Consider the following 26661-nt stretch of genomic DNA (forward strand, 5'->3'; position numbering starts at 1 on the left):
GGCGGCCGCGATGACGCGGTACGACAGCCTCCTCGACGCCTGTGGGGGCACCCCCCTGGTGGGCCTGCCCCGGCTCTCCCCGACGGTGCCCGCGGGGGCGCCGCCGGTGCGGCTCTGGGCGAAGCTCGAGGACCGCAACCCGACGGGCAGCATCAAGGACCGGGCGGCCCTGTTCATGGTCCGCGCGGCCGAGGAGGCCGGCCGGCTCCGCCCGGGCGACACCATCCTCGAACCGACCAGCGGCAACACCGGCATCTCCCTGGCCATGGTGGCGAAGCTGCGCGGCTACCGGCTGGTCTGCGTGATGCCGGAGAACGTCTCGACCGAGCGGGTGCAGCTGCTCCGGATGTACGGCGCGGAGATCATCTTCTCGCCGGCCGCGGGCGGCTCGAACCAGGCGGTGGCCACGGCGAAGCAGATCGCGGCCGAGCATCCCGACTGGGTGATGCTCTTCCAGTACGGCAACGAGGCCAACGCCCGGGCGCACTACGAGACCACCGGCCCCGAGCTGCTGCACGACCTGCCCACCATCACGCACTTCGTGGCCGGCCTCGGCACCACCGGGACGCTGATGGGCACCGGGCGCTACCTGCGCGAGAAGGTCGACGGGATCCAGGTCGTCGCGGCCGAGCCGCGGTACGGCGAGCTGGTCTACGGGCTGCGCAACATCGACGAGGGGTACGTCCCGGAGCTCTACGACGCCACCGTGCTGTCCCGGCGCTTCTCCGTCGGCACCCGGGACGCCGTGCTGCGGACCCGGCAGCTGGTGGAGGTCGAGGGCATCTTCGCGGGCTTCTCCACCGGCGCGATCCTGCACGCCGCCCTGGCCGTGGCGCACGAGGCGGTCCGCGACGGCCGCCGCGCCGACGTGGCGTTCGTGGTCGCCGACGGCGGCTGGAAATACCTCTCCACCGGCGCGTACGGCGGCACCCTCGCCGACGCCGAGGCGGCGCTGGAGGGTCAGCTCTGGGCCTGAGGACGTCGCCGCAGGGTCACCGCCACGCGCGGTGGCCCTGCGGGCGGCTGCCGGCCACGGTGGGTGCCCTGCTCACTCAGCGCTACCGTCGGGTGTCGGCTCGTCACGCACCGGCCGTGCGTGGCGCGGCGGGCTCGGGGCGGGTGTCACGTTGGTGACAACTTCCTGTGGATGATTCTTGCCGCCCCGCGTGCCGGCGTAGGCTGCGCAGCGTGGCGCACGCGTCGGTAAAGATCATCAAGAGAGCGACCGTCGGCGCGATCGCTACACAGCGTGACAGCGAGACCACTCGATGCGCCTGACTGTGCTGGGCTGCGCCGGCAGTTTTCCCGGCCCCGAGTCTCCCTGCTCTGCCTACCTGGTCGAGGCGGACGGCTTCCGACTCCTGGTCGACTTCGGCTCCGGGTCGCTGTCCAACCTCCAGCGCTACGCCGGGCTGCACGCCCCCGACGCCATCCTGCTGACCCACCTGCACTGCGACCACATCCTCGACGCCGTGTCCTACGTGGTGGTCCGCCGCTACGCCCCGGACGGCCCCTACCCGCCGCTGCCGGTCTACGCGCCGTCCGGCGCGCCCGACCGGCTGGCCGCCGCGTACGGGCAGGAGGACAGCACGGTCGAGGACGTCTACCAGTTCTACGCACTCCAGCCCGGCACCTTCCCCATCGGCCCGTTCAGCGTCACCGTCGACCGGGTCAACCACCCCGTCGAGACGTACGGCGTCCGGCTGGAGCACGACGGCCGGGTGCTCTGCTACTCCTCGGACACCGCGCCCTGCGACGCGCTGCTCCGGCTCGCCCAGGACGCCGACATCTTCCTCTGCGAGGCGAGCTACCTCGACGGCGTGGACAACCCGCCGGACCTGCACCTGACCGGCCGGGAGGCCGGCGAGGCGGCAACCAAGGCGGGCGTCGGCCGGCTGCTGCTGACCCACCTCGTGGCCGCCTGGGGCAGCGAGGCGATGACCGTGGAGGCGGCCGGCGCGGCGTACGCCGGCCCGCTCGAGGTGGTCCGCGCCGGCGCGACGTACGACGTCTGACCCGGCGCCCCCGTCGTCCCGGCCGCTCCGTGGTCCGGCGGGCGGGGCCCCCGAAAACCGCGTCGTCCCCCTAGGATCTCGCCGGTGAGCGACTCCCCCTCCGGCGCGGCCGGCTGGCAGCCCCACCCGCCGTCCCCTCCCGCGGGCCCGCCCGGCGCGCCGTACCCGCCCGGCCCGGCCGGGCCCTGGCCGGGTCAACCGGCGCACCAGCCGCCAACGGCAGCCGGACCGTACCCGCCGGCACCCCCGGCGCACGCGTACCCGAATCCGCCGGCGGCGCAGCCGGTCGCCGCGCCGTTCCCGCCGTCGCCCGCCGCGCAGCCGTACCCGCCGTCGCCCGCTGCCGGTGGAGTTCCCCGGGCCGCGCCGATCGCCGCCGGACCGTACCCGCCGGCCGGCCAGCCGGTCGCGTACCCGGCGGCGACCACCCTCCCGCCGGCCGGGCCCACCCCGGCGCCGCCGCGCCGGTCCACCGGGCTGCGGGTGTTCTTCGTGGTGCTCGCCGGGCTGCTCGCGATGGGCCTCTGCGCCGGCGGCGGCATCGCGGGGTACGTGGGCTGGTGGGCGCCCCGGCAGGACATGGCCGAGCGAAGGGCGATCTTCGCGGACTGGGGGCGGCCGCACAGCTTCACCTCCGACGGGCTCGTCGAGGGCGACGACGCGACGCTGCAGGTGTACCGCTTCACCTGCCCGCAGGGGCGGTGCCCGGTGGACCTCGGCGAACGGGTGCACGAGTGGCTCGTCGCGGCCGGCGCGCAGGACGCGAAGATCGAGGACGTGACGCGCTGCGTGGCCCAGGGCTTCCAGTACGGCGGCCCCACCTGCACCTGGACGTGGCGGGTGAAGGCGTGCCGGGCGACGGCGACGACGACCGGGCTGGACAAGGTGCCGAACGGCTGGGACCGGCCGCTCGTGCTCAACGTCCGCATCCGGGAGTGCGACTGAGGAGGGACGCACCCACGGCGGGCACCCGGACACCCCGCAACGGGCCGGCCATCGCACCGCATAGGGTGCAGGCATGGCACGACCTGACGGGCGGCGACCCGACGAACTCCGACCTGTGACGCTGACCCGGGGCTGGAGCACCCATCCGGAGGGCTCGGTGCTCGTGGAGTTCGGCGACACCCGGGTGCTCTGCACCGCCAGCGTGACCGAGGGGGTGCCCCGCTGGCGCAAGGGCTCCGGGCTCGGCTGGGTCACCGCCGAGTACGCGATGCTGCCCCGCGCCACCAACACCCGCTCCGACCGGGAGAGCGTGAAGGGGCGCGTCGGCGGGCGTACGCACGAGATCTCCCGGCTGATCGGCCGGAGCCTGCGGGCGTCGATCGACCTGAAGGCGCTCGGCGAGAACTCCATCGTGCTCGACTGCGACGTCCTCCAGGCCGACGGCGGCACCCGCACCGCGGCGATCACCGGCGCGTACGTGGCGCTGCACGACGCGGTGACCTGGCTGGCCGGGCGCAAGGCGCTGGCCGGCAAGCCGGAGAAGGTGATGCACCGTTCGGTGGCGGCGGTCAGCGTCGGGGTCATCGACGGCGAGCCTCGGCTGGACCTCAACTACGCCGAGGACGTGACCGCCGAGGTCGACATGAACGTGGTCTGCACCGGCGCCGGGGAGTTCGTCGAGGTGCAGGGCACCGGCGAGGCGGGCGTGTTCGCCCGCGAGCAGCTCGACGCCCTGCTCGACCTGGCCGTCGCCGGCTGCGTGGAACTGGCCGAAGCCCAGCGGAAGGCTCTCGAGTCGTGAGCGCGAGAAGTGAGCTTGCGAGCCCCGCAGTCGCGAACAAAGGTGAGGTCTGATGAACAAGGTGCTGCTCGCCACCCGTAACCGCAAGAAGCTCATCGAGCTGCAGCGCATCCTCGACGGCGCGCTCGGCGCGCACCGCGTCGCCCTGGTCGGCCTCGACGACGTCGAGGAATACCCGGAGCTGCCGGAGACCGGCCTCACCTTCGGCGAGAACGCCCTGATCAAGGCGCGGGAGGGCTGCCGGCGCACCGGCATGCCGACGATCGCCGACGACTCCGGCCTCGCCGTCGACGCCCTGAACGGCATGCCGGGGGTGTTCAGCGCCCGCTGGGCCGGCCGGCACGGCGACGACCAGGCCAACCTCCAGCTGGTGCTGGACCAGATCGCGGACCTCGGCGACGAGCACCGGGGAGCGTCCTTCGTCTGCACGGTGGCGCTGGTGCTGCCCGGCGGCAAGGAGCACCTGGTCGACGGCCGGCAGACCGGGCGGCTGCTGCGCTCGCCGCGCGGCGACGGCGGCTTCGGCTACGACCCGATCTTCCTCGGCGACGGGCAGGAGCGGACCAACGCCGAGCTGACGCCGCAGGAGAAGGACGCGGTCAGCCACCGCGGCAAGGCGCTGCGCGAGCTGGCCAAGCTGGCGGCGAAGGTGCTGCCCCCGGCCACCGCCTGAACGCCGACGGGCGGGCCACCGGCCCGCCCGTCCGTCATCCCCCCGGATTCAGGCGAGGGGGCCGGTCTCGCGCTCGATTGCGGCGCGCAGCTCGGGCCCGGCCACCACGTCCCGGGCGGCCTCCATCAGCGGGGCGAGGAACACGTCCGGCCCCGGCTCCCCGGCGATCCCGCCGAGCGCCGCGACGGCCGCCCGACCGGCCGGCGACGGGTCGAGCGGGGCACGCAGCTGGAGACCGCGTACGGCGGCGAGCAGCTCGACCGCGAGCAGGCTGGTCAGGTTGTCCAGCACGGTGCGCAGCTTCTTGGCCGCCGCCCAACCCATCGAGACGTGGTCCTCCTGCATGCCGCTGGTGGGCAGCGAGTCCACCGAGGCGGGCGCGGCGAGCCGCCGGTTCTCCGCGACGATCCCGGCCGCCGTGTACTGGGCGATCATCAGCCCGGAGTTGACCCCGGCGTCGGGGGAGAGGAACGCCGGCAGCTCCCGGGACCGGGTGACGTCGAGCAGCCGGTCGACCCGACGCTCGGCGATCGCGCCGACCTCGGCGGCGGCGATGGCCAGGAAGTCCGCGGCGAAGCCGAGGGGCGCGCCGTGGAAGTTGCCGGTCGACTCGACGCGACCGTCCGGCAGCACCACCGGGTTGTCGACCACCGAGACCAGTTCCCGGTCGGCCACCGTGCGGACGAAGTCCAGCGTGTCCCGGGCCGCCCCGGCCACCTGGGGGGCACAGCGCATCGAGTACGCGTCCTGCACCGCGTGCGCCAGGTCGTCGCGGTGCGAGTCCATCACCCGGGAGTCCTGGAGCAGCCGGTGGATGTTCGCCGCCGAGGCCGACTGCCCGGGGTGCGGCCGGATGGCGTGCAACTCCGGCAGGAACGGCCGCTCCGAGCCGAGCATCGCCTCGATCGCGAGGGCGGCGGTGACGTCGGCCATGGTGAACAGGTGCGCGGCGTCGTGGATCGCCAGCAGCAGCATGCCGAGCATGCCGTCGGTGCCGTTGATCAGCGCCAGCCCCTCCTTGGCGGCCAGCTCGACCGGCTGTAGACCGGCCCGGCGCAGCGCGTCGGCGGCGGGGATCCGCTCACCGGCCGGGCCCAGCACCCAGCCCTCGCCGAGCAGCACCAGCGCGCAGTGCGCCAGCGGCGCCAGGTCGCCGGAGGCGCCCAGCGAACCGTGCTCCGGCACCCACGGCGTCACGTCGTGGTTGAGCAGGTCGACCAGCGCCTCGGCGACCAGCGGCCGGACCCCGGAGCGGCCGAGCGCCAGCGAGCGGACCCGCAGCAGCATCATCCCCCGCACCACCTCGCGCGGCATCGGCGCGCCCACCCCGGCGGCGTGCGAGCGGATCAGCGCGTGCTGGAGTTCGGCCCGCCGTTCCGGCGCGACGAACGTGTTGGCGAGGGCCCCGAAGCCGGTGGAGACGCCGTAGACCGGCCGGCCGGCGGCCTCGATGCCGTCCACGATGGACCGGCTGACGGTCATCGCGTCCACGGCGGCCGGGTCGAGCACGACCTTGGCGGTGCCGCGCGCCACGGCGAGCACGTCGGCGGGGGAGATCCCGGTGGGCAGAATGGTCACGGTCGTCATTGCGGCACTCCGTTGCGCAGAACCTGGCGGATCAGTGGCACACCGGGCCGGTAGGCCAGATGCAGGTGGGACGGGGCGTCGAGGATCATCAGGTCGGCCCGCGCCCCGGGCTTGAGCACCCCGACGTCGTCGCGGCGCAGCGCCCGCGCACCGCCGGCGGTCGCGGCCCAGACGGCCTCCGCCGGGGTCATCCGCATCTCGCGTACGGCGAGCGCGATGCAGAACGGCATCGACGAGGTGTACGACGAGCCGGGGTTGCAGTCGGTCGCCAGGGCCACGGTGACGCCGGCGTCGAGCAGCCGGCGGGCGTCCGGGTACGGCGAGCGGGTGGAGAACTCGGCGCCCGGCAGCAGGGTCGCGACGGTGGCGGTGTGCCCGCCCTCGGCGCAGGCGCGGTCGACCCGGCTGGAGGCCAGCGCGTCGACGTCGGCGTCGGTCAGGTGGGTGCAGTGGTCGACGCTCGCCGCGCCCAGTTCGACGCCGAGTTGGACGCCCGGCCCCGGGCCGAGCTGGTTGGCGTGCACCCGTACGCCCAGCCCGACGGCCTGGCCGCAGGTCAGGATCGCCCGGGTGTGGTCGGCGTCGAAGGCGCCCCGCTCGCAGAACACGTCGATCCAGCGCGCGTGCGGGGCGGCGGCGGCCAGCATCGGCCCGCACACCAGCCCCACGTAGTCGTCGGGGCGGTCGGCGTACTCGGCGGGGACCACGTGGGCGCCGAGGAAGGTGGTCTCCTCGCTGACCTCGGCGGCGATCGCCAGGGAGCGGGCCTCGTCGGCGACGGTGAGGCCGTACCCGCTCTTGATCTCGACGGTGGTGGTGCCCTGCCGCATCGCCTCGTCGCGCAGCCGGCGCACGGTGGCCCGCAGCTCGTCGTCGGAGGCGGCCCGGGTGGCGCCGACCGTGGTCCGGATGCCGCCGCCGGTGTACGGCTGCCCGGCCATCCGGGCGGCGAACTCGGCGGCCCGGTCCCCGGCGAAGACCAGGTGGGCGTGGCTGTCCACGAAGCCGGGAAGCACGGCGGCGCCCCCGGCGTCTACGCGCCGGTCGGCGGCCGGCGCGTCCCGGGCCGGCCCGACCCAGGCCACCCGCCCGTCCTCGACCAGGAGGGCGGCGTCGCGGCGGATGCCCAGCGGGCCGCCCTCGCCGCCGCCGTCGTTGGTCACCAGCTCGCCGATGTCGTCGACCAGCAGACTGCTCAAGACGTCACCTCCTCGATGGCCGCGGCCAGCTCGGCCGGCACGTCGACCGTCAGGTGCCGGCCGTCACGCACCACCACCCGGCCGTCCACCACGACCTGCGCGACGTCCGCGGCGCCCGCCGCGAACCAGGCCCCCACCGGCGGTACGCCGGCCGTGCGCGGGCTGTCCAGCCGTACGGTCACCAGGTCGGCGCGGGCCCCCACGGCGAGCCGCCCGGCGTCGCGCCAGCCCAGCGCGGCATGACCGCCCACGGTGGCCGCGTCCCGCAGCTCGGCGGCGCCGAAGTGGCCGCGGCGGCGGGTACGCAGCCGCTCGTCCAGCTCGACCGCGCGCGCCTCCTCGAAGAGGTCGACCACGGCGTGGCTGTCGCTGCCCAGGCTGAGCGGCAGCCCGACGTCGGCCATCCGCCGGGCCGGGCCGATCCCGTCGGCCAGGTCCCGCTCCGTGGTCGGGCAGAGGCAGACGCCGGTGCCGGCGTCGCCGAGCAGCGTGAGGTCGCCGCTGGTCAGGTGGGTGGCGTGCACGGCCGTGGTGTGCGGGCCGAGCGCCCCGTGGTCGGCGAGCAGCCGGGTCGGGGTGCGGCCGTGCACGGCCCGGCAGGCGTCGTTCTCGGCGGGCTGCTCGGACAGGTGCACGTGCAGGGGCGCGCCCCGCCGGTCCGCCCAGTTGGCCACGGTGGCGAGCTGCCCGGCCGGCACGGCGCGCACCGAGTGGATCGCGGCGCCCACCCGGGCGTGGTCGCCGGCGGGCGCGAACGCGGCGACCCGCTCCGCCCAGCGCAGCGCGTCGCCGTCGCCGAAGCGCCGCTGCGGCCCGGTGAGCGGCTGCCCGTCGACCGTGGCGGTGAGGTAGCAGGTGTCCAGCAGGGTGATCCGGATCCCGGCCTGCGCAGCGGCCTCGACCAGCGCCTCGCCCATCGCGTTCGGGTCGGCGTACGGGGTGCCGTCCGGGTTGTGGTGCAGGTAGTGGAACTCGCCCACGCAGGTGATGCCGGCCAGCGCCATCTCGGCGTAGACCGCCCGGGCCAGGGCCAGGTACGAGTCCGGGGCCAGGCGGGCGGCGACCGCGTACATCCGGTCGCGCCAGGTCCAGAAGTCGCCGCGCCCGCCGTGGGTGCGCCCGCGCAGCGCCCGGTGGAAGGCGTGCGAGTGCGCGTTCGCGAGCCCGGGCAGGGTCAGCCCGGGCAGCCGCTCGGCGTCGGCCAGGACCTCGACCCCGGCGGCCGGTGCGCCGTCCCCGACCAGCGGCGTGACGGCGGTGATCCGCCCGTCGGCGGTCTCGATCAGCACGTCCGGGGTGGGCTCGGCGTGCTCGGGCAACCAGGCGTACTCGGCCAGCCAGCGGGTCGCGGTCATCTCGTTCGCCCCCTGTCGAGCTGCCCCGTCCATGAGACCACCAGCCCCGGCGTCCCGGCCGTCCATCGCGCGTCCCGGCAGAGCCGCCCCGCCGCCGGCAGGATGTTCACCGGCACGCCAGCTCCTCCAGGACCCGGGCCAGGGCGGTCACCCCGGCGGCGCAGTCGGCGTCGGTGGCCGACTCCGCCGGGGAGTGCGAGACCCCGGTCGGGTTGCGCACGAAGAGCATCGCCGTGGGCACGTGCGCGGCGAGCACCCCGGCGTCGTGGCCCGCCCCGGTCGGCAGCACCGGCGCGTCGAGCAGGGCCGCGAGCCGGCCGGCCAGGCCGCCGTCGAAGGCGACCAGCGGGGTGGCCGACTCCTCGGTCAGCGCCACCTCCGTACCGTCCCGGCGGGCCCGCTCGGCGGCCTTGTCGCGTACCGCGTCGACCAGCCCGGTCAGCGTGTCCGGCTCGGCGGCGCGGGCGTCCAGCCACCCGGTCACCTTCGACGGGATCGCGTTGGTCGCGTTCGGCTCCACCGACACCCGGCCGACGGTGGCGTGGGCGCCGCGCAGCCGGGCCTCCTTGTTCGCCGCCAGCACCGTGAAGGCGTACGTCAGCATGGGGTCGCGGCGGTCGGCCATCCGGGTCGTACCCGCGTGGTTGCCCTCGCCGGTGAACTCGAAGCGCCACCGGCCGTGCGGCCAGATCGCGCTGGCGACGGCGACGGGCGCGTCGCCCTCGACCAGCGCGCGGCCCTGCTCGACGTGCAGCTCCACGAAGGCGGCGAAGCGGCCGACCAACTCCGGCTGGGCGCCCGCCGGCCGGGCGCCCAGCGCCTCGGCGAAACTCACCCCGGCGGCGTCGCGCAACCCGGCCGCGCGGTCCACCGCGATCTCCCCGGTGAGCAGCCGCGACCCGAGGCACGGTACGCCGAACCGCGCCCCCTCCTCCTCGACGAACGCGCCGACCACCAGCGGGCGGGCCGGCGCGACGCCGGCCGCGCGCAGCTCGTCCACGGCGAGGAACGCGCTGACGATGCCGAGCGGCCCGTCGTACGCCCCGCCGTGCGGCACCGAGTCGAAGTGGCTGCCGGTCAGCACCGCGCCGCCGGCCGCCGGCTCACCCCACCAGGCGAACAGGTTGCCGTTGCCGTCCTCGGTGACCGGCATGCCGCGCCGGCCGGCCTGGTCGCGGAACCACTCCCGCAGCCGCAGCTCCGGCTCGGTCAGCGCGTACCGCAGGTAGCCGCCGCTGCGGTCGTCCCGCCCGATCGGCGCGATCTCGTCCCACAGTGTCCGGAACCGGTCGGTGAGGTCGGCCTCGGCGAGGTGTTCACCACCGCCACCGACGTCGCGCCGCTGCACCGTCACGCGGCACCCCTGTTGTTCGCGACTGCGGGGCTCCGCTGCGCTGCACTCCTCGCGCTCACGCGGCACCCTCCGCCATCGGCACCCGCACCCCGGTGGCCTCCGCGACCTCGCGGGCGGCGTCGTAGCCGGCGTCGACGTGCCGGATCACGCCCATCGCCGGGTCGTTGGTGAGCACCCGCTCGATCTTCTGCCCGGCCAGGGCGGTGCCGTCGGCGACGCAGACCTGCCCGGCGTGGATCGACCGCCCGATGCCGACCCCGCCCCCGTGGTGGATCGACACCCAGGACGCCCCGCTGGCGGTGTTGACCAGCGCGTTGAGCAGCGGCCAGTCGGCGATCGCGTCGGAGCCGTCGGCCATCGCCTCGGTCTCCCGGTAGGGGCTGGCCACACTGCCGCAGTCCAGGTGGTCCCGGCCGATCACCACCGGCGCGCTCAGCTCACCGGAGGCGACCATCTCGTTGAACCGCACGCCGGCCTTGTCGCGCTCGCCGTAGCCGAGCCAGCAGATCCGCGCCGGCAGGCCCTGGAACGCGACCCGCTCGCCGGCCATCCGGATCCACCGGGCCAGCGACTCGTTCTCGGGGAACAGCTCCAGGATGGCCCGGTCGGTCGCGGCGATGTCGGCCGGGTCGCCGGAGAGCGCCGCCCACCGGAACGGGCCCTTGCCCTCGCAGAACAGCGGCCGGATGTACGCGGGCACGAAGCCGGGGAAGTCGAAGGCCCGCTCGAACCCGCCGAGCTTCGCCTCGCCCCGGATCGAGTTGCCGTAGTCGAAGACCTCCGCCCCGGCGTCGAGGAACCCGACCATCGCCTCGACGTGCTTCGCCATCGACGCCCGCGCCCGGTCGGTGAACTCGGCCGGCTTCGCCGCCGCGTAGTCCCGGGCGTCGGCCAGCTCCACCCCCTCCGGCAGGTACGACAGGGGGTCGTGCGCGCTGGTCTGGTCGGTGACGATGTCGACGGCGACGCCCCGGCGCAGCAGCTCGGGGAAGACCGTGGCCGCGTTGCCGACCACGCCGACGCTCAGCGCGCGGCGGTCCCGCTTCGCGGCGAGCGCCCGCTCGACGGCGTCGTCGAGGGAGTCGGCGACCTCGTCGAGGTAGCGGTCGTGCACCCGGCGGTCCAGCCGGCTCCGGTCCACGTCCACGATCAGGCAGGCGCCCCCGTTCATAGTGACCGCGAGGGGCTGCGCCCCGCCCATCCCGCCGCACCCGGCGGTCAGCGTCAGCGTGCCGGCCAGCGTCCCGCCGAACCGCTTCGCGGCGACGGCGGCGAACGTCTCGTAGGTGCCCTGGAGGATGCCCTGGGTGCCGATGTAGATCCACGAGCCGGCCGTCATCTGCCCGTACATGGTCAGGCCGAGCTGCTCCAGGCGGCGGAACTCCGGCCAGGTGGCCCAGTCGCCCACCAGGTTGGAGTTGGCCAGCAGCACCCGGGGCGCCCACTCGTGGGTGCGCATGACGCCCACCGGCCGGCCGGACTGCACCAGCATGGTCTCGTCGTCGCGCAGGTCGGTCAGGGTGCGCACCAGCGCGTGGTACGACGGCCAGTCCCGCGCGGCCTTCCCGGTGCCGCCGTAGACCACCAGGTCCTCGGGGCGCTCGGCCACCTCCGGATCGAGGTTGTTCATCAGCATCCGCAGCGCGGCCTCCTGCGGCCAACCACGGGCGGTGCGTTCGGTGCCGCGCGCGGCGCGGACGGGCTGGGACATCTCGGGTCTCCTCTCAGCCGAGGAACAACTGGCGGCGGGCGGCGGACGCCTCGAAGGCCTCCAGCCGGCGTTGGGTGTCGGCGGGGTCGGCGTCACAGATGGCCTGGAGCAGCACCATGGCCAGGGTCATCGGGGCGGTGTGCAGGTCGAAGACGAGCTGCGCGCCGACCGCGGCGGGCAGCACCACGTCGGCGTGCTCGGTGGCCGGGCTGACCGGCGAGTCGGTGATGGCCACCACACGCAGGCCGGCGGCGCGCGCCTCGCGCAGCGCGTCCAGGGTCTCCCGGGGGTAGCGGGGGAGCACGAAGGCGAGCAGGGCGCCCGCCCCGGCCGCGGCGGCCTGTTCGAGGCGGTCGGTGAGCAGGCTGCCGCCGTCGTCGAGCACCCGCACGTCGGGGTGCACCTTGGCCGCGAAGTAGGCGAAGTACGCGGCCAGCGGCGCGGCGGCCCGCAGGCCGAGCACCGGCAGGGGGCGACTGGCGGCCAGCAGCCGCCCGGTCTCGGCGATCCGGTCCCGGTCGGCGAGCTGCCCGGCGAGCCGGTCGAGGTTGCCGATCTCGGCGCGTACCGCCTGCTGGAGTTCGTTGCCCGCGCCGGCGGGGCCGCCCGGCGTGCCGGCGGTCAGCTCGCGCAGCCGGCGGCGCAGCGCGGGGTAGCCGTCGTGGCCGAGCGCCACCGCGAACCGGGTCACCGACGGCTGGCTGACCCCCGCCAGCTCGGCCACCTCGGCCGCCGACAGGTACGCCGCCGTCGGCGCGTGCTGCACCAGGCAGTGCGCGATCCGGCGCTGGGTCGGCGTGAGCCGGACCCCCTGGAACAGGTCCAACACCTGCTCGGTGGGCGCCACGACAGCTCCTTCATTCACGTGCTGACTCTATGCATGAAAACTTTCATAAAGCAACACCCGCGTCGTCGCCTCCAACATGGACAAACCGGCCGCCGGCCCGGACGGCCGGAGTCGGGGCCGACCGGTGTGGGCTGCGGCCCGTCCGCCGACCGGCCGACGGCCTCATGAGCGTGCCCTCTGTAGGATCCGCACGGCGGTTGAGCGGAGGAGTTGGCATGCAGCCGGAGGGCCCCTACAGGTTCACCCACATCCTGGGCACCTGCCCGGTCGGCAAGGCATGGGCGGCCATCGACGCGCAGGGCCGGTTCGTGACGGTGGCCGTGCTGGACGCGATCGTGGCGAACGATCCGCGCTGGCGGGAGGCATACTCGGCGATGGCGGACGCGCTCGCCCAGGCGCCGGACGGCCAGGCCTACACGTACGCGGACTTCTCCGCGCCGTCTCCCTGGGTCGCGTACCCGGCGGAGGCCGGTCCGGGCGCGGAGAAGCTCCTGCGCGCGCTCGGCGTGGAATACCAGCCGGTGGTGGCCGGGCCGGCGGCGGCGCCACCCGTGTCCGCGCCGCCCCAGCAGGTGTCCGCGCCGCCCCAGCCCGCCTCCGCGCCTCCGTACCCGGTCTCCGGTGGGCCGGTGCCGACGTCGGCGCCGCCGCACGCGCCGTGGGCGGTGCAGGCCGGACCGATGCCCGCCCAGCCCGAGGCCTCGGCACCGCACCCGGTTTCCGCCACGCCCGCGCCGCACCCGGTCTCCGCCACGCCCGCGCCGTCCTGGGACGCGCCGACCACCGTGACGCCCACACAGCCGGCCGCGCCCGCGCCCCTGCCGCCGGCCGCCCAGACAAGCGCCGCTCCGGCGTACGATCCGTTCTCGGCGTCGGCGCCCCGGATCAAGCCATCGGAGCCGTCCAAGGGCCGGGCGGGTCTCTGGGTGGGTCTCGCCGCCCTCGTCCTGGTGGTCGCCCTGGGTGTCGGCTCCGCCGTCTGGGTGCTTGCCCCGGGTGAGCCCGCCGAGCCCACGGCGACGCCGACCGTGGCATCCTCCGCGTTCCCCAGCGCGGCCCCGGTGAACCCGGGCCTCAAGCCGTGGGCGCAGGCGGCTCCGTACAGCCCCGAGGAGCGTGCGCTGGCCATCGCCGCGCCCTCGATGGTCTTCATCGAGGCGGTCTTCACCGGCGTGCTGCGGGAGACGAAGTCCAACGTCCCGCTCAGCGCCACCCCGATCACCTTCAAGCGGCGGTGCAGCGGGTTCGTGGTCAACGCGGACGGCCACGTGCTCACCAACGGCCAGTGCGTACGGCCGGAGGCCGCGGCCGCCCGCGAGCGGGCCCTCTACACCCTGGGCCGGATCCTCATCGAGCAGAAGAAGCTCAGCCCGTCGGCTCTCGACCGGTACGTCCGGACGAAGATGGCCACCACGAGCTTCACCGGCAGCGAGCCCGGCTCGGAACCCACCAACCAGGTGTTCGGGCAGTTCAACGTCGCGCACGGCGACCTGACCGCCAGCCCGGCCGTGCCGGTCGAGGTGGTGCGTGTCCTCCCCGCCGACAACGGCAACCTGGCGCTGGTGAAGCTCGCCCAGACGAACCTCGCCACGGTCGAGCTGAACGCGGAGGCCGCGCTCGCCTCCGGCACGTCGCTGCTCGTGATCGGCTACGGCACGACCGACGCCGACTTCCGGGCCGCCACCTACACCCTGAACGCGAAGCCGGTGCAGGTGTCCGGCACGGCCAACCAGGGTGCGGTGACCGTCGCCCGGGTCAACGGTGACGTCGGCATCTACTCGCACGGCGGGATCGCCATCGACACCAGCGGCCGGGTCGTCGGCGTGCTGGACAACGACCGGGCCGCCAACGGCGGAGCCAACCGGGCCCTGGTGCCGGTGTCGGTGGTCGCCGGGCTGCTCGGCGAGGGTGGCGTCCAGGCCGGTCTGGCCGAGCCGGACCGGACGTACCGCGACGGCCTCGACGCCTTCTTCGCCGGCCGGAACGCGGAGGCCATCAGCCTGCTCGACACCGTGGCGACGGCGTCGCCCACCAACGTGCTCGCCCAGGCCTACCGCCAGAACGCCATGGACCGGGCCCGGCTGGAGGGGGATTCCACGGAGTCCTCGCGGCTGCCGGTCGCACTGTTCGCCGGCGCGGCCGCCGCCCTGGTGGTCGGGCTCGTCATCGCCGTGGTGATGCTGCTGCGGCGGCGCCGCAGCAGCTAGTGAGCGTCGGCGCCGGCCGGTGACGGGCTCGGCGCCGCCGGCTCGGCGCGCCGCGCCGCCGCCCGGGCGGTCAACGGGTGGAGTGGTCCCGTCCCCAGGCGTCGCGCGGGTGGCGGCGGGCCTTGAGCGCGGCCGCCACGGTGATGGCCACGTACACCGCCGCCGTCGGCGCGAGCCACGGTCGGGGCAGGACCACGTCCCGCAACCAGGAGGACGGCGCCGAGGCGCGGATACCGGCGTGGCTGGCCCGCAGCATGGTGTTGCCCGCGCGCACCCGCGCCAAGGTCCGGACCAGGTCCCGGGTGCGTCGAGGGGCCTGCACGTAGGACGTGGCGTCGGCCACCTCCTGCTTCTCGTCCGACGAGAACATCGAGTCCAGGAAGAGGTCGTCGGCGATCTGCTCCGGAAAGCGGTCGAAGCGTTCCCGCCCTGCCGCGGAGATGCCCATCGCGCCACGGCCGAAGAGCGCGTCCGCGAAGATCGGCAGGCGGGTGTTGATCGTGTAGTAGGCCCGAACCGCCAGGGACCGGCCCGTCGTCACCATGTGCCGGCGAGGCATCACGGCCAGCGGCCCACCCTCGGCTCCGAGCGCCGCGGCCATCGCGCGCAACGCGCCGCGGCTCAACACCACGTCCGCGTCCAAATAGACCCTGGGGAAGCCGCGGGCTGCCGCGTCGCCCACGTTCAGGGCGTTGGACTTGCCGGCCTGCGCCACCTCGATGACCCGGACGCCGGGCCGGGCGGCGGCGATCCGGGCGGTGTCGTCGGTGCAGCCGTTGGCGACCACCACGATGTCGAGTTCGCCGGGGGCGGCGTCGGCGAGCAGCGCGTCGAGGCAGTCACCGATGACGCGGGCCTCGTTGTGCGCGGCCATCACCACGCTGATCATCGGTAGTTCACGGGGCAGTCACACCAGTTCCACACTTCCGCGCGGTGGTCGGGATCGTGTCTCCCACCGCGGCCGACCGGACGGTTCACCTCACGCAGCACCCGCCTCGGACCGGGCCCGGGTACGGCGGTACAGCTTGCCGGACCGCACGTCCTGCCGCAACACCCGCTCCGGTCGTTCCTGTCGTGCGGAAACCGGACACCGACGCGACCTGCGCCGCTGGTATCGTCCTCATGTTTCTGAGGCGGGGCCGGGCAGCGCCTGTGGACATTCCGCAACCGCTGGTCGCCGCAGGCACGACAGCCGACACATGGATCGGCGAGGGATTGGCAGTGGGGGCCGCCGGCCGACCTGCCCGCGTTGTCGGCTGCTGCCGCGGCGGACACTGATGGGAGAGACGCACCCGCGATGGAGACCTTGACCACACCGGAGCGGCGACCGCCCCTCCGGCGAGGGCACCGGGCCGCGCCACCGGCCCGTCACGAGCAGGTGGCGCGCCTCCTGGCCACCGCCGCGCTGGTGCTGGTCGCGGTGAAGCCGCTGCTCGACATCGGTGAGAAGGACGCCGGCGGCGGGTTCGACCTGGGGGTGCTGCTCACCGCGCTCGGTGCGGCGTGCATGGTCGTCGCGATCAGCATCGTGGCGATCGGCGCCCGACGGCTGCCGCCCCGATTCATCCTTCTCGTGGCGGGTGGGCTGACGCTGCTGCTCGTGCTCTCCGCGGTCAGCTACCTCGCCGTCCCGGCCCGCGAGGACCTGCTGGGCCTGTTCGACGTCCGTCGCTACTCGATCTACGGTCCGCCGCAGGAGGCGACCAGCGCCATCCCGGCGGAGGCGATGCGCCTCGTCGTGGGTTTCGCACCGATCGCCCTGCTCGGGCTGATGCTGATGCGCCGCGACTGGTTCCCGGTGCGCGTGCTCGGCCTCGTCGCCGGGGCGGTGGTGGCCGGCGCGGTCGTGCACTGCCTGCTGGCGTGGCTCCAGGTCGCCGGGTTGTTCCCGTACTCGTTCTACTTCGAGCTGGCCAACTGGGAGAAGATCGGGCGGGCCTCCGGCGGCTACTACCACCCGATGTCGCTCGGTCGGCTGCTGATGTTCTCGGTGTTCCTGGTCTATGCCCTGAGTGACCGGCTGAGGGTGCCCACTCTCGTCCGGTACGCGCTGATCGGCCTCTTCGTCGCCACCGGTGTGGTCTCTCTGCACCGCTTCACGATCCTGTGCCTGGGCCTGATCGTGGCCACGTTCGAGGCGCGGCGCCTCTTCGGGATGGTGGCGGCTCGTCGCTCCGGCGGGATCAACCGCCGGGCGGCGCTGGCGGTCGGCGGCGCGGTGGCGGCCGTCGGCACGGTCGTCGGCGCGCTCTGGGGCGGTGCCATCTGGAGGCGGGTCGAGGTAACCCTCACCGAGGTGGGGTCACTGGACGTCCGGTCCGACACCTTCATGCACGGCCGGGGCGCCATCTGGAACGACGTGGCGGAGATCTTCGGTCGTTCCCCGGTGGACGTCTGGCTCCTCGGGTTCGGCTACGAGCCCTGGGACATGCACAACGACCTGATCCGGGTGCTGGTCATCTGGGGGGTCGTCGGCGTCCTCGTGACCTGCGCCGTCGTCGCGGGGCTCTACCGCTCCGTCCGGGCACGGATCAACCGGTCGGGTCGGGTCGCCCTGGCGCTGCTCTTCGTGACGCTCATCGTCTTCGGCCTCACGCAGAAGCCGCTGGCCTACCCGTACTTCCTCTGGCTTTTCTTCTTCGGTCAGATGGTGGTCCTCGCCGTCGACGGGAAGAACCCGGGTGCGGGGCCGTCCGTGGAAGGTGGGTCGAGGAAGTGAACCAGCCGACTTCCGCGTCGCTGCACGGCCTGCCCCGGCAGGACGACAGGTTCCCCGGCCCGGCCGGGAGCATCGCCAGCGACGCGCCCACGATGCCGGTCGTCCGGCCGACCTTCTCGGTCTGCATCGTGGTGCGCGACCGTCCCGTCCTGCTCGTCAACGCGGTGCGCAGCGTCCTGGCGAACACCTTCGAGGACTTCGAGGTGGTCATCGTCGACGACGGGTCGCAGGTGCCGGTCGCTCAGGTGATGGCGGACGCGCATCTCTCGGCGGACCGTCGGGTGCGGGTGCTCGCCCAGCCGCCGACCGGCATCGCCGAGGCGCGCAACCGGGGCCTGCGGTCCGCCATGGGCAGCTACGTCACCGTGCTGGACTCCGACGACGAACTCACCGTCGACGCACTCGCCCGGCTGCACCACCTGCTGACCACCAGCGGCGGATCGTGGGTGTACGCCGACTACACGGAGATCCGTCGGGGGGCCTCCACCATCATCCGGCTGCCCGAGTACGCCTCGGCGCGGCGCATGCTGCTCGGGGTGCTGACCCGCCCGCGCCTGCCCTTCAAGCACTCCGGCACCACGATCGACCGCGCGCTGCTCGACCGGATCGGGGGGTACGACGAAAGTTTCCGCCTCTTCGAGGACGTGGAGCTGATGCTGCGTGCCCTGCGCGCCGACGTCCACCCCTGCCATCTGGCCCACCCGATCGTGCGGTTCCAACGACACGACGGGAACGTCACCCGGGGCCGGCTCGGCGGGCTGGTCTTCTGGTTCCGGCTGATCGACATGTACCGGCCCTCGAGATGGCCGGGGGTGGCCACGGCCATCAAGGCACTGCGGACCCTGAGCGAGACAGGTAAGTGGCTTGTCACCCTCGGCCGCTGATCTCGACACCGGCAACGGTGCCGCCCGGGATGCCGGCGGCGCGGCCCGGCCGAGGGCGGCCAGAGGGCGGGCCGCCACGGTCCTGGTGCACCTCGGCATGTTGGGTCTGAGCCAGGTCGGAGTCACCCTGGCCGCGTTCGGGACGCAGATCCTCCTCGCCCGTAGCCTTCCTCAGGAGGCGTTCGGCACCTTCACCGCCGCGCTGGCGGTGGTGTCGCTGACCGCGCCGCTGGCGGTCTTCGGCGTACCCGAGCTGTGGCTGCAACGGTTCGGTCAGGAGGGCGGGCGGGCGCGCCGGTGGGTGGGCCCGTCGCTGCGGGTGGTGGCGGCCGGCAGCGGCCTGACCGTCGCCGGCATTCTGGCCTGGAGCCTCGTCGAGTGGTCCGACCCGGTGGCAGCCGGAGTACGGGCGCTGTTGGCGACCGTCGTCGTCGCGCAGGCCGCACTGGCACTGGTCGGCACGGTGCAGCAGCTGCGCGGCGACTACCAGGGCCTCTCCGCCCTCCAGGTCGCACCGCACCTGGCCCGGGTGCTCGTGGTGCTCGCCGTGTGGGCGTTCGGAGCGTCCGTGCTGGCGGCGGCGGCCGGCTACGCCGTCGTGGCGGTCCTGACCGTGGTTGCCTGCGTGCCGGTGATGCTGCCCTTCCTCCGGGGTGAGGCGTCCCTCGAAGGCCATCCCCGTGACCTGCCGCCGGGATCCCCGTCCCGGGTCGGGGCGGCGCGGGTGACGGGTGCCGCCACGCCGTTCGTGCTGGGCAACCTCTTCTATCTGCTCGGCATGTACCTGGGCACGGTGGTTGCCGCCGAGTTCCTCAGCCCGTCGGCGGCGGCCGTCCTGGCCGTCCCGATGTCCGTGCTGACCGCCGTCTACCTCGTCCCCCGGGTCGTCTACCAGCAGTACTTCCTGGCAAGGTTGCACCGGTGGTCCGGTACCGACCGCGACGCCGTCCTGATCGCGTACCGCTGGGGCGGTCTAGGGATGCTGGCGCTCGGCACCGTCCTCGCGGCGCTGGTCGCGCTGGGCGGCCTCCCGGTGCTCCCCTTCCTGCTCGGCCCCGAATACCGCGAATCCGCCACCGTCATGGCCCTGCTGGCGCTGGCCATCCCGTTCCGCTTCGCGGGCGCGGCCGTCGCCTCGCTGCTCACGAGCGGCGGCCTGCTGCGCCGGAAGGTGGCGTACCAGGGCGTGGGAGCCCTGGTGTTCCTCGTGGCCCTGGCGGTGGCCACCCCGCTGTGGGGCGTCAGGGGCACCGCCGTGGCCACCGTCGTCGCCGAGGTCATCCTGTGCACGCTGTTCTGGACCGCGGTGCGCAGGCGGGTGGTCGGGGACGCGCCCCTGCCGACGTGGCACGATCTGCGTCGGCGCCTGACGAGGGAGACCCCGCGTGCATCCTGAACCGAGTCCCGCCGCCCGCCGCCCACTGGTGGTGGGCTACTACGGCATGGAGAACGTCGGGGACAACGCCTTCTGCGTCGTCATGGACTGGGCCGCCCGTACCTACTGGGGCGCCCAGGAACCCGTCTTCGCCGCGCCGCCCATCGTCGACCTTCCGGTGGAGAGCACCGGCATGAATCCCCGCTGGTACCGTTCGCGCAGCGTGCCCGACCGGGTCGGCTGGGTGCTGAACAAGGCGGCGTTGCTGGGCCGCTCCTCGATGCTCGTCTTCGGCGGCGGCTCGGTCTTCCGGGACATGGGCCCGGTGAGCGAGAAGAAGCTCTTCTCGCTCTTCTCCCGGGCATCCGGGCACCCCATGGCCGCCGTCGGCGTCTCCGTCGGCCCGTTCCTCTCCCCGGCGGCCGAGCGGCGGCTCGTCGAGGTGCTCCGCCGGATCGACTTCATCGGCGTACGCGACCTCGCCTCCGCCGAGATCCTGGAACGTGCCGGCTATCCCGGGGTGCTCGTCCGCGCTGGCGACCTCGCCGGACTGCTCCCCGAGGCGCTGGGCGAGCCGGTCCCGGAGCGTCGGCCCCGGCCCACCGGAGGGCGGGCCCGCCTCGGCGTGACCCTGCTCGGCGTCGACTACGAGGCGGCGGCCCCACAGGCGCGGCAACGGGAGGAGGCCCTGATCGAGGGCGTCCGCCGTCTGGTCCTGAAGGAACCGGTGGACGTCACCGTCTTCGTGTTCAACACCCACCCCGTGCACGGCGACGAACGGGTCAGCGACCGTCTCCGGGCCTCCCTGGACGGGCTCTGTGACATTCGAGTGGTGACCGCGCGCGACGGGGTGCGGGCGTGCTGGGACGAGATGAAGCGCTGCGACATCGGCCTGCACATGCGGCTGCACGGCGCGATCTTCGCGTATCTGGCGGGTGTCCCGTTCGCGCTGGTGCCGTACCAGAAGAAATGCGACGACTTCCTCGCCGAGATCGGCCAGCCGGAGTCTTCGCGGCTCGGCCGGGTCCCGGAGGACCCGGCGGAGGTGACCCGGGCGCTCGCCGGCCTGCTCACCGACGAGGCGGTGCCACGGCTGCCGCGCGAGGAGTTCGCCGAGCGTGCCCGGTGGAACTTCACCCGGGCGCCGTGGGCGCTGCGGGACGGACCGGGCCAGCCGGCGCGGTGATCGTCGACTTGCCCAGCCGGGACAGTGACGCGCTGTCGCTGCCGCAAGCCTCCGGGCCGGCCGGGAGCGGCGCGTGGCACGCCACCCCGCGCGCCCGTTTCGGTCGGCTCAGCCCGCCGGCGCTGCTGGTGTCGGTCGCGCTGGTCGTCGCGGCGTTGCTCGCCGCCGGCATGGCGCTGGTCCGGTCCACTCCCGAGCCTCCGCCCGCGGGCGGCCACGCCGGGCCGGCTCCCGGGTTGTCGGCTTCCGCCACGCCGGGGCGAGAGACCCTGCGCGACCTGATGCCGCCCGGAGTGCGGATCGGATCGGCCGTGGACGGCCGGGGGCTGAGCCTGGATCCTGCCTACCGCGCACTCCTCGGCACCGAGTTCAACGCGATGACGGCCGAGAACGCCATGAAGTGGCGGAACCTCGAACCGTTGCCCGGGGTGTACGCCTGGACCGGCGCCGACCAGATCGTCGACTTCGCCCAGCAGCACGGCCAGGAGGTGTACGGCCACACCCTGGTGTGGCACAGCGACGTGCCGAAGTGGGTCTCCCCGGACTGGCCGGCGGAACGCGTCCGTGCCGTGCTCCAGGAGCACGTGACCACGGTGGTCTCCCGGTACCGGGGACGTGTCTGGGCCTGGGACGTGGTCAACGAGGTGCTGGACGAGGACGGGACGCTGCGCGACACCCTCTGGCTGCGCAAGCTCGGCCCGGGCTACGTCGCCGACGCCTTCCGCTGGGCCCACGCGGCCGACCCGGGCGCGCGGCTGTTCATCAACGACTACGGCGTGGAGGGCCGGACCCGGAAAGCCGACGCGCTGTGGAGGCTCGTCCGGGACCTGCGCCGGGCCGGTGTCCCGGTGGACGGCGTCGGCTTCCAGAGCCACCTGCGGTGGGACCAGCCGCCCCGGGACCTCACCGGGAACCTGGGCCGGTTCGCGCAACTGGGCGTCTCGGTGGCCATCACCGAACTGGACGTGCGGGTCCCGCTGCCGGCCACGCCGGAGAAGTTGGCGCGGCAGGCCACGCTCTACCGGCAGGTGCTCCAGGCCTGCCTCGGCCTGCCCGCCTGCGTGTCGTTCACCGTCTGGGGCTTCACGGACGCACGCAGCTGGATCCCGGGCTACCACCGCGGTTACGGGGCGGCCTGCCTCTTCGACAGCAGCCTGGCTCCCAAGCCGGCGCACGCCGCGCTGCTGGACGAGTTGCGCCGACGATCGCCCCGCGGGGTCACTCCGAGCCCCGGCTGAACGCCGGCGACGGCGCGGGCATCTCTCGGGGACCCGCTACCCACCCTCCCGTGACGACGATTAGCACAGGTGAAAGGAAGGCCGTGTCCGGGCAGACTCAGTTCCTCTCGGCTGTCGCGTCGCAGCAACAGTTGCCGAGGTTCGATCCCGATCTCGGGGTGATCACACCCCCGTCCAACGGCATGCCACGGTCGGTCTTCGGCCGGCCGGTCGCCCCGCGGGCGCGGTGGCGTCGGCGCTACCTGGCCTGCCTCGTGGTCATCGACTTCGTCGCCGCCCTGGCGGCCAGCCGGACCGTGGTGGCCCTGCTCGACGAGGCCGACGCCGGCTTCTGGGACCAGCGGGTGCTCGGCGGGACGGTCAGCGCCTTCGCCATGGTGGCCAACGTCGTGGTGCCCCTGATGTGGATGACGATCCTCGTCGGTGCCGGCGCGTACGACCGGCGCGCCCTCGGGCGCGGCACGGAGGAGCTCAAGCGGGTGGTGCGGGCCAACGTCGCGATGGCCGCCACCGTGTCGTTCCTGGCGCTCGGCTTCAAGAAGGACCTGTCCCGTGCGACGGTTGCGGCCATCATCCTGGCGCTGCTGTTCTACACCCTGGTGACGCGGTTCGTCGCCCGGGTCGTGCTCCGTCGGATCCGCCGGGTCAGCCAGCGGGCGTCGCAGAAGGTGCTGCTCGTCGGGCGGCTCTCCGACGCGCTGGCCGTGCACGAGGTGGTGACCCGGAACCCGGGCGCCGGCCTACGCCCGATCGCCATCCACCTGCCGCACCACCCGAGGCCGGGGGAGCGGGTCACCGCGCCGGTGCCGGTCTACGTCGGCTGGGACCTGGTGCCCCTGGTCCAGCAGCTCGGCGCCGACACCATCGCCGTCTGCGGTCCGGCCAGCCTGGAGTCGTACGAGCTGCGCAAGCTGGCCTGGCAACTGGAGGGGACGGGCCTGGACCTCGTGGTGGTGCCGCAGGTCACCGATGTCACCGGTCCGCGCATCCACGTCCGTCCGATCGAGGGCCTGCCCCTGCTCAACGTGGAGGAGCCGACCATCTCCGGCCTCTCGCTGCTGGTCAAGAGCGTGCTCGACCGGGTCACCGCACTGGTCGGGCTGGTGCTGCTGAGCCCGCTGCTGGCCGGCATCGCGCTGGCCATCAAGCTGACGGACCGTGGGCCGGTCATGTTCCGACAGACCCGGATCGGCCACCAGGGGCGGGCGTTCAAGGTCTGGAAGTTCCGCACCATGTACACCGACGCCGAGCAGCGGCTGGAGGCGTTGCGGGACCGGAACGAGAGCGACGGCCTGCTGTTCAAGATCAAGGACGACCCGCGGGTCACGCCGATCGGCCGGCATCTGCGCGCGCTCTCGCTGGACGAGCTGCCCCAGTTGGTCAACGTGCTGATGGGGCAGATGTCGCTGGTCGGCCCGCGCCCGCTGCCCACCGAGGACGACGACTACCGCGGCGACGTGCGGCGCCGCCTGCTCGTGCGTCCCGGCATCACCGGGCTCTGGCAGATCTCCGGCCGCTCCGACCTGACCTGGGACGACGCGGTCCGGCTCGACCTGCACTACGTGGACAACTGGTCGCTCGTCTACGACCTGGGCATCCTGTGGCGCACGGTCAGCGTGGTGCTCGCCCGGCGGGGCGCGTACTGATCCCGGCCCCGTACCCGGCCGGGCGGCGCCGACCGGCGCACCGCCCGGCCGGATACGGCGCCTATCCCCTGCCGCGGCTGATGATCTCCTGGACCGCATCCCGGCGTACGGAGTCGTAGAACGACCGCGCCCGGTCGGTGTCGGCGAAGACGACGCTCTCGCTGCCGACCCGCCCGGTGCCCTTCGTCGGGCTGGTGAGGAAGAAGAGGTTGCCGCTGCGCAGGCCGCGCACCTCCGTCGCCATGTCCAGCAGGGACAGGTTCTTGTCCACCGCGACCGAGTCCGACGTCGCCTGGAGGAACGAGTTCAGCTTCCCGGGATTGGTCAGGATGCCGCCCGACGAGACCTTGTCCAGGATCGCCTTGATCACCTGCTGCTGGTGGCGGATCCGGGCGAAGTCCCCGTCCGCGAACTGCTTGCGCTGGCGGGCGTAGTCGAGCGCCGCCTCCCCGTCCATCTTCTGGGGGCCCTGGGGGAAGGTCCGGAACGGCGGATGGATGGAGGTGAAGGTCTTCTCCGAGTCGACCTCGATGCCGCCCAGGGCGTCGATGATCTCCTTGAACCCGGCGAAGTCGACCATCGCCACGTGGTCGATGCGAACCCCGGTGAACTTCTCCACGGTCTGCACCATCAGCGGCACGCCGCCCCACGCGTAGGCGGCATTGACCTTGGCGTCCCGGCCGCCGTGGTTGCCGTCCCTGGACCGTGGCACCGCCACCCAGGTGTCCCGGGGGATCGAGATGAGCTGGGCGCTCGACCGGTCCTTCGGCAGGTGGGCCAGGATGATGGTGTCGGTGCGCGAGCCCGACGTGCTCTCCGGGTCACGGGTGTCGCTGCCCAGGATCAGGATGTTCATCGCGCCCGTGGTCGCCGGCTGCGGGCGGCTCTCCTCCGGCACGCCGGTGAAGGCGTCGACCCGCTCGATGTCAGACTCCACCGAGCGCAGGTAGAGCCCACCGGCCACCACGCCGCCCACCCCGAGCAACGCCACCACCAGGATGCTGACCAGGACGATCCGCCGCCAGCGGCGACGGGGCCTGGCGTTCGGCCCCTGTTCCCCGGGCGCGGGGGTGTCGGTTGTCGGCTCCGGCTCGACGGACTGCTGCGGAGTTGGCATGGCGGCGATGCTACTGACCCGTCGATGCGCCCGCGTACCCTCGTCCGGTCGACGGTGACGCGCCGCTCGTCCCGTTTCGCATGAGGTTCCGGCCCGAGCGGCCCGGTTGCGGGGAAACTTTTCTCACATCTGTTTCCCTTCGCCTGGTAGAACCCTCTCGTGGACGCAACGAAGCTCCGGCGAGCCATCGCCCGCACCCCCTTCGCCCCCGTCGCCGCCTTCCCCAAGCGCCTGGCCCGGGTCGCCCGCCACGACGCCAAGGTGCTGCGCACGTCGGCCCGGTGGCTGTTCACCTCCCGGGAGCACCACAACTACACGTACGACCTGACCAAGCTGAGCCGGCACCACCTCGCCTGGTTCGTCAGCGTGATCTGCGACGTGCCCGTCAAGCAGGTCCGCGCGTACTTCGGCGAGATCGAGTCGGACGACGTGCTGCGCCGGCACATCGAGTCCGCCACCGCCGGCGCGGCCCGCCGGGGCCTCGCCGACCGGCACGTCCGCTACGCCCGCCGGATCGGCTGGTACGCGATCGTCCGCGCCACGCGACCCCAGCACGTCGTGGAGACCGGCGTCGACAAGGGGCTCGGCAGTTGCGTCCTGGCCGCCGCGCTGCTGCGCAACGCCGCCGACGGGCACCCCGGCCGGGTCACGTCGCTGGACATCAACCCCGAGGCCGGCTACCTCGCCCGGACCGCGCCCTGGTCCGAGGTGGTCGACCTGGTGATCGGCGACTCCATCGCCTCCATCGCCGCGCTGGACCGGCCGGTCGACCTCTTCCTGCACGACAGCGACCACAGCCGGGCCCACGAGAAGCGCGAGTTCGAGGCGGTCGAGGGCAAGCTCGCGCCGGGCGCGATCCTGCTCACCGACAACGTGACCGCCACCAACGTCCTCGCCGAGCACGCCGAGCGCACCGGCCGGAAGTTCCTCGCCTACCGGGAGACCCCGGCCAACCACTGGTACCCAGGGGACGGCATCGGCGCGGCCTGGTGACCGGGCGCGGCTGAGCCGTCGGCCCGGCGCGCGGGCGTGGGCGGAGCGGCCGGTCAGCGCGCGGGCGCGTGCGGGGCGGTCAGGTCGAGCCACATGAGGATCTCGTCGCGGTCGTCGCCGGGCGCGACCCGCAGGGCGCCGGGCAGGCGCCCGATCTCCCGGTAACCGAGCCGCCGGTAGAAGCGGTCCAGCCCCAGGCCGTCCCGGACCGTCACGTGCAGTGCCTCCCGGCCCAGCTCGCGGCCGAGGCGTTCGGCCTCGCGCATCAGCGTCAGGCCGTACCCGTGGCCCTGGGTGTCCGGGTGGACCATCACCCGCTTCAGCACGCACCAGTGCGCCTTCAGGTTGAATCGGTTGTCGCAGAAGATCAGCGCCGCGACGAGGCGGTCGCCCGCGTACCCGAGCAGGAGTCGGTCCGGGCCCTCGGCGATGCCGGCGAACGTCGGGTCCGCGGTGCGCCGGACGTCGGCGGCGGTGACCGGCGGCACGAAGCCGACCGCCCCGCCGGCGTTGGTGACGTCGACCCAGAGCGCGACGATCGCCTCGCGCAGGTCGGGGGTCAGTTCGGGGTCGAGGGCGAAGCGCAGGGTCACCGGGCAATCCTGACCGCGCGAGGCCCGCGCCGACCTGCGATCGTGACGCGTCCGACAGCGCAGCCGGTGGCCCGGGCGGGGTGGACCCCGAAGTGCGGGAGGGGGGATTCGAACCCCCACGTCCTTTCGGACAATAGGACCTAAACCTACCGCGGCTGCCGTTACGCCACTCCCGCCGACCCGCTGAGTCTAGAGCGTCGGGTCACGACGGTGCC

At 73.8% G+C, this 26661-nt stretch carries 22 protein-coding genes and 1 tRNA gene; 13 read left to right on the top strand and 10 right to left on the bottom strand.

Going from position 1 to position 26661, the window contains the following annotated elements; all coding sequences use genetic code 11:
- The first annotated feature begins 10 nt into the window (after positions 1-10).
- The 5 genes from ACZ6O2_RS21160 (at position 11) to rdgB (ending at position 4435) form a co-directional block, all read left to right on the top strand.
- Positions 11-976: a PLP-dependent cysteine synthase family protein gene (locus ACZ6O2_RS21160; protein ID WP_350702866.1), complete on the top strand. Its 966-nt coding sequence runs from the start codon at positions 11-13 to the stop codon at positions 974-976.
- A gap of 292 nt (positions 977-1268) precedes the next feature.
- Entirely contained in the window at positions 1269-2015 is a 747-nt protein-coding gene (locus ACZ6O2_RS21165; RefSeq protein WP_466024007.1) for an MBL fold metallo-hydrolase, read from the top strand.
- Positions 2016-2099: 84 nt separating this feature from the next.
- Positions 2100-2960 (top strand): hypothetical protein, encoded by an 861-nt coding sequence (locus ACZ6O2_RS21170; protein WP_466024008.1) that lies wholly within the window; start codon positions 2100-2102, stop codon positions 2958-2960.
- 73 nt (positions 2961-3033) lie between these two features.
- Positions 3034-3762, top strand: a complete 729-nt coding sequence (rph, locus tag ACZ6O2_RS21175; RefSeq protein WP_350702860.1) for a ribonuclease PH — start codon at positions 3034-3036, stop codon at positions 3760-3762.
- A gap of 52 nt (positions 3763-3814) precedes the next feature.
- Positions 3815-4435 (top strand): RdgB/HAM1 family non-canonical purine NTP pyrophosphatase, encoded by a 621-nt coding sequence (gene rdgB / locus ACZ6O2_RS21180; RefSeq protein ID WP_350702859.1) that lies wholly within the window; start codon positions 3815-3817, stop codon positions 4433-4435.
- A gap of 48 nt (positions 4436-4483) precedes the next feature.
- On the opposite strand, the gene hutH is transcribed toward rdgB, so the two are convergent.
- The 6 genes from hutH to ACZ6O2_RS21210 all read right to left on the bottom strand — a co-directional run bounded on the left by hutH (position 4484) and on the right by ACZ6O2_RS21210 (position 12506).
- Positions 4484-6022, bottom strand: a complete 1539-nt coding sequence (gene hutH / locus ACZ6O2_RS21185; protein ID WP_350702857.1) for a histidine ammonia-lyase — start codon at positions 6020-6022, stop codon at positions 4484-4486.
- Positions 6019-7221, bottom strand: coding sequence for an imidazolonepropionase (gene hutI, locus ACZ6O2_RS21190; RefSeq protein ID WP_466024009.1), 1203 nt, complete (start codon positions 7219-7221; stop codon positions 6019-6021). The genes hutH and hutI overlap by 4 nt, the downstream gene beginning before the upstream one ends.
- Complete coding sequence (locus ACZ6O2_RS21195) at positions 7218-8576, bottom strand: formimidoylglutamate deiminase (protein ID WP_466024010.1); 1359 nt, start codon at positions 8574-8576, stop codon at positions 7218-7220. The genes hutI and ACZ6O2_RS21195 overlap by 4 nt, the downstream gene beginning before the upstream one ends.
- Positions 8577-8682: 106 nt before the next feature.
- A complete protein-coding gene (locus ACZ6O2_RS21200; protein WP_466024032.1) occupies positions 8683-9924 on the bottom strand; it encodes an allantoate amidohydrolase in 1242 nt (413 codons plus the stop codon).
- A 61-nt stretch (positions 9925-9985) separates the two neighbouring features.
- A complete protein-coding gene (gene hutU, locus ACZ6O2_RS21205; RefSeq protein ID WP_357459165.1) occupies positions 9986-11641 on the bottom strand; it encodes a urocanate hydratase in 1656 nt (551 codons plus the stop codon).
- A gap of 13 nt (positions 11642-11654) precedes the next feature.
- Positions 11655-12506 carry a MurR/RpiR family transcriptional regulator gene (locus ACZ6O2_RS21210; RefSeq protein ID WP_350702850.1) on the bottom strand — a complete coding sequence of 284 codons (852 nt, stop codon included), beginning with the start codon at positions 12504-12506 and terminating at the stop codon, positions 11655-11657.
- A gap of 197 nt (positions 12507-12703) precedes the next feature.
- Here ACZ6O2_RS21210 and ACZ6O2_RS21215 point away from each other — a divergent pair, with 197 nt between their 5' ends.
- Positions 12704-14695, top strand: a complete 1992-nt coding sequence (locus tag ACZ6O2_RS21215) for a trypsin-like peptidase domain-containing protein (protein WP_466024011.1) — start codon at positions 12704-12706, stop codon at positions 14693-14695.
- A gap of 70 nt (positions 14696-14765) precedes the next feature.
- Here the strand turns inward: ACZ6O2_RS21215 and ACZ6O2_RS21220 are convergent, their stop codons facing one another.
- On the bottom strand, positions 14766-15584 hold the full coding sequence (locus ACZ6O2_RS21220) for a glycosyltransferase (protein WP_393259101.1): 819 nt from the start codon (positions 15582-15584) through the stop codon (positions 14766-14768).
- 489 nt (positions 15585-16073) lie between these two features.
- Here ACZ6O2_RS21220 and ACZ6O2_RS21225 point away from each other — a divergent pair, with 489 nt between their 5' ends.
- From ACZ6O2_RS21225 to ACZ6O2_RS21250, 6 genes are all read left to right on the top strand, one after another.
- Entirely contained in the window at positions 16074-17414 is a 1341-nt protein-coding gene (locus tag ACZ6O2_RS21225; RefSeq protein WP_466024012.1) for a hypothetical protein, read from the top strand.
- Entirely contained in the window at positions 17411-18298 is an 888-nt protein-coding gene (locus ACZ6O2_RS21230; RefSeq protein ID WP_466024013.1) for a glycosyltransferase family 2 protein, read from the top strand. Before ACZ6O2_RS21225 ends, ACZ6O2_RS21230 begins: the two co-directional genes overlap by 4 nt.
- Complete coding sequence (locus tag ACZ6O2_RS21235; protein ID WP_466024014.1) at positions 18279-19694, top strand: lipopolysaccharide biosynthesis protein; 1416 nt, start codon at positions 18279-18281, stop codon at positions 19692-19694. Before ACZ6O2_RS21230 ends, ACZ6O2_RS21235 begins: the two co-directional genes overlap by 20 nt.
- Entirely contained in the window at positions 19684-20859 is a 1176-nt protein-coding gene (locus ACZ6O2_RS21240) for a polysaccharide pyruvyl transferase family protein (RefSeq protein ID WP_466024015.1), read from the top strand. The genes ACZ6O2_RS21235 and ACZ6O2_RS21240 overlap by 11 nt, the downstream gene beginning before the upstream one ends.
- Positions 20856-22097 carry an endo-1,4-beta-xylanase gene (locus ACZ6O2_RS21245; RefSeq protein ID WP_466024016.1) on the top strand — a complete coding sequence of 414 codons (1242 nt, stop codon included), beginning with the start codon at positions 20856-20858 and terminating at the stop codon, positions 22095-22097. The genes ACZ6O2_RS21240 and ACZ6O2_RS21245 overlap by 4 nt, the downstream gene beginning before the upstream one ends.
- A 182-nt stretch (positions 22098-22279) precedes the next feature.
- Positions 22280-23743: a sugar transferase gene (locus ACZ6O2_RS21250; RefSeq protein ID WP_466024033.1), complete on the top strand. Its 1464-nt coding sequence runs from the start codon at positions 22280-22282 to the stop codon at positions 23741-23743.
- Positions 23744-23804: 61 nt separating this feature from the next.
- On the opposite strand, the gene ACZ6O2_RS21255 is transcribed toward ACZ6O2_RS21250, so the two are convergent.
- Complete coding sequence (locus tag ACZ6O2_RS21255; protein ID WP_466024017.1) at positions 23805-24860, bottom strand: LCP family protein; 1056 nt, start codon at positions 24858-24860, stop codon at positions 23805-23807.
- A 159-nt stretch (positions 24861-25019) separates the two neighbouring features.
- Here ACZ6O2_RS21255 and ACZ6O2_RS21260 point away from each other — a divergent pair, with 159 nt between their 5' ends.
- Positions 25020-25853, top strand: a complete 834-nt coding sequence (locus ACZ6O2_RS21260; protein ID WP_466024018.1) for a class I SAM-dependent methyltransferase — start codon at positions 25020-25022, stop codon at positions 25851-25853.
- A 53-nt stretch (positions 25854-25906) separates the two neighbouring features.
- On the opposite strand, the gene ACZ6O2_RS21265 is transcribed toward ACZ6O2_RS21260, so the two are convergent.
- Both ACZ6O2_RS21265 and ACZ6O2_RS21270 read right to left on the bottom strand, forming a co-directional pair.
- A complete protein-coding gene (locus ACZ6O2_RS21265; protein WP_466024019.1) occupies positions 25907-26446 on the bottom strand; it encodes a GNAT family N-acetyltransferase in 540 nt (179 codons plus the stop codon).
- A gap of 93 nt (positions 26447-26539) precedes the next feature.
- Positions 26540-26622, bottom strand: a tRNA-Leu gene (locus ACZ6O2_RS21270).
- Between the last annotated feature and the right edge of the window lie 39 nt (positions 26623-26661).

Source organism: Micromonospora sp. NPDC048040, from assembly GCF_055587185.1.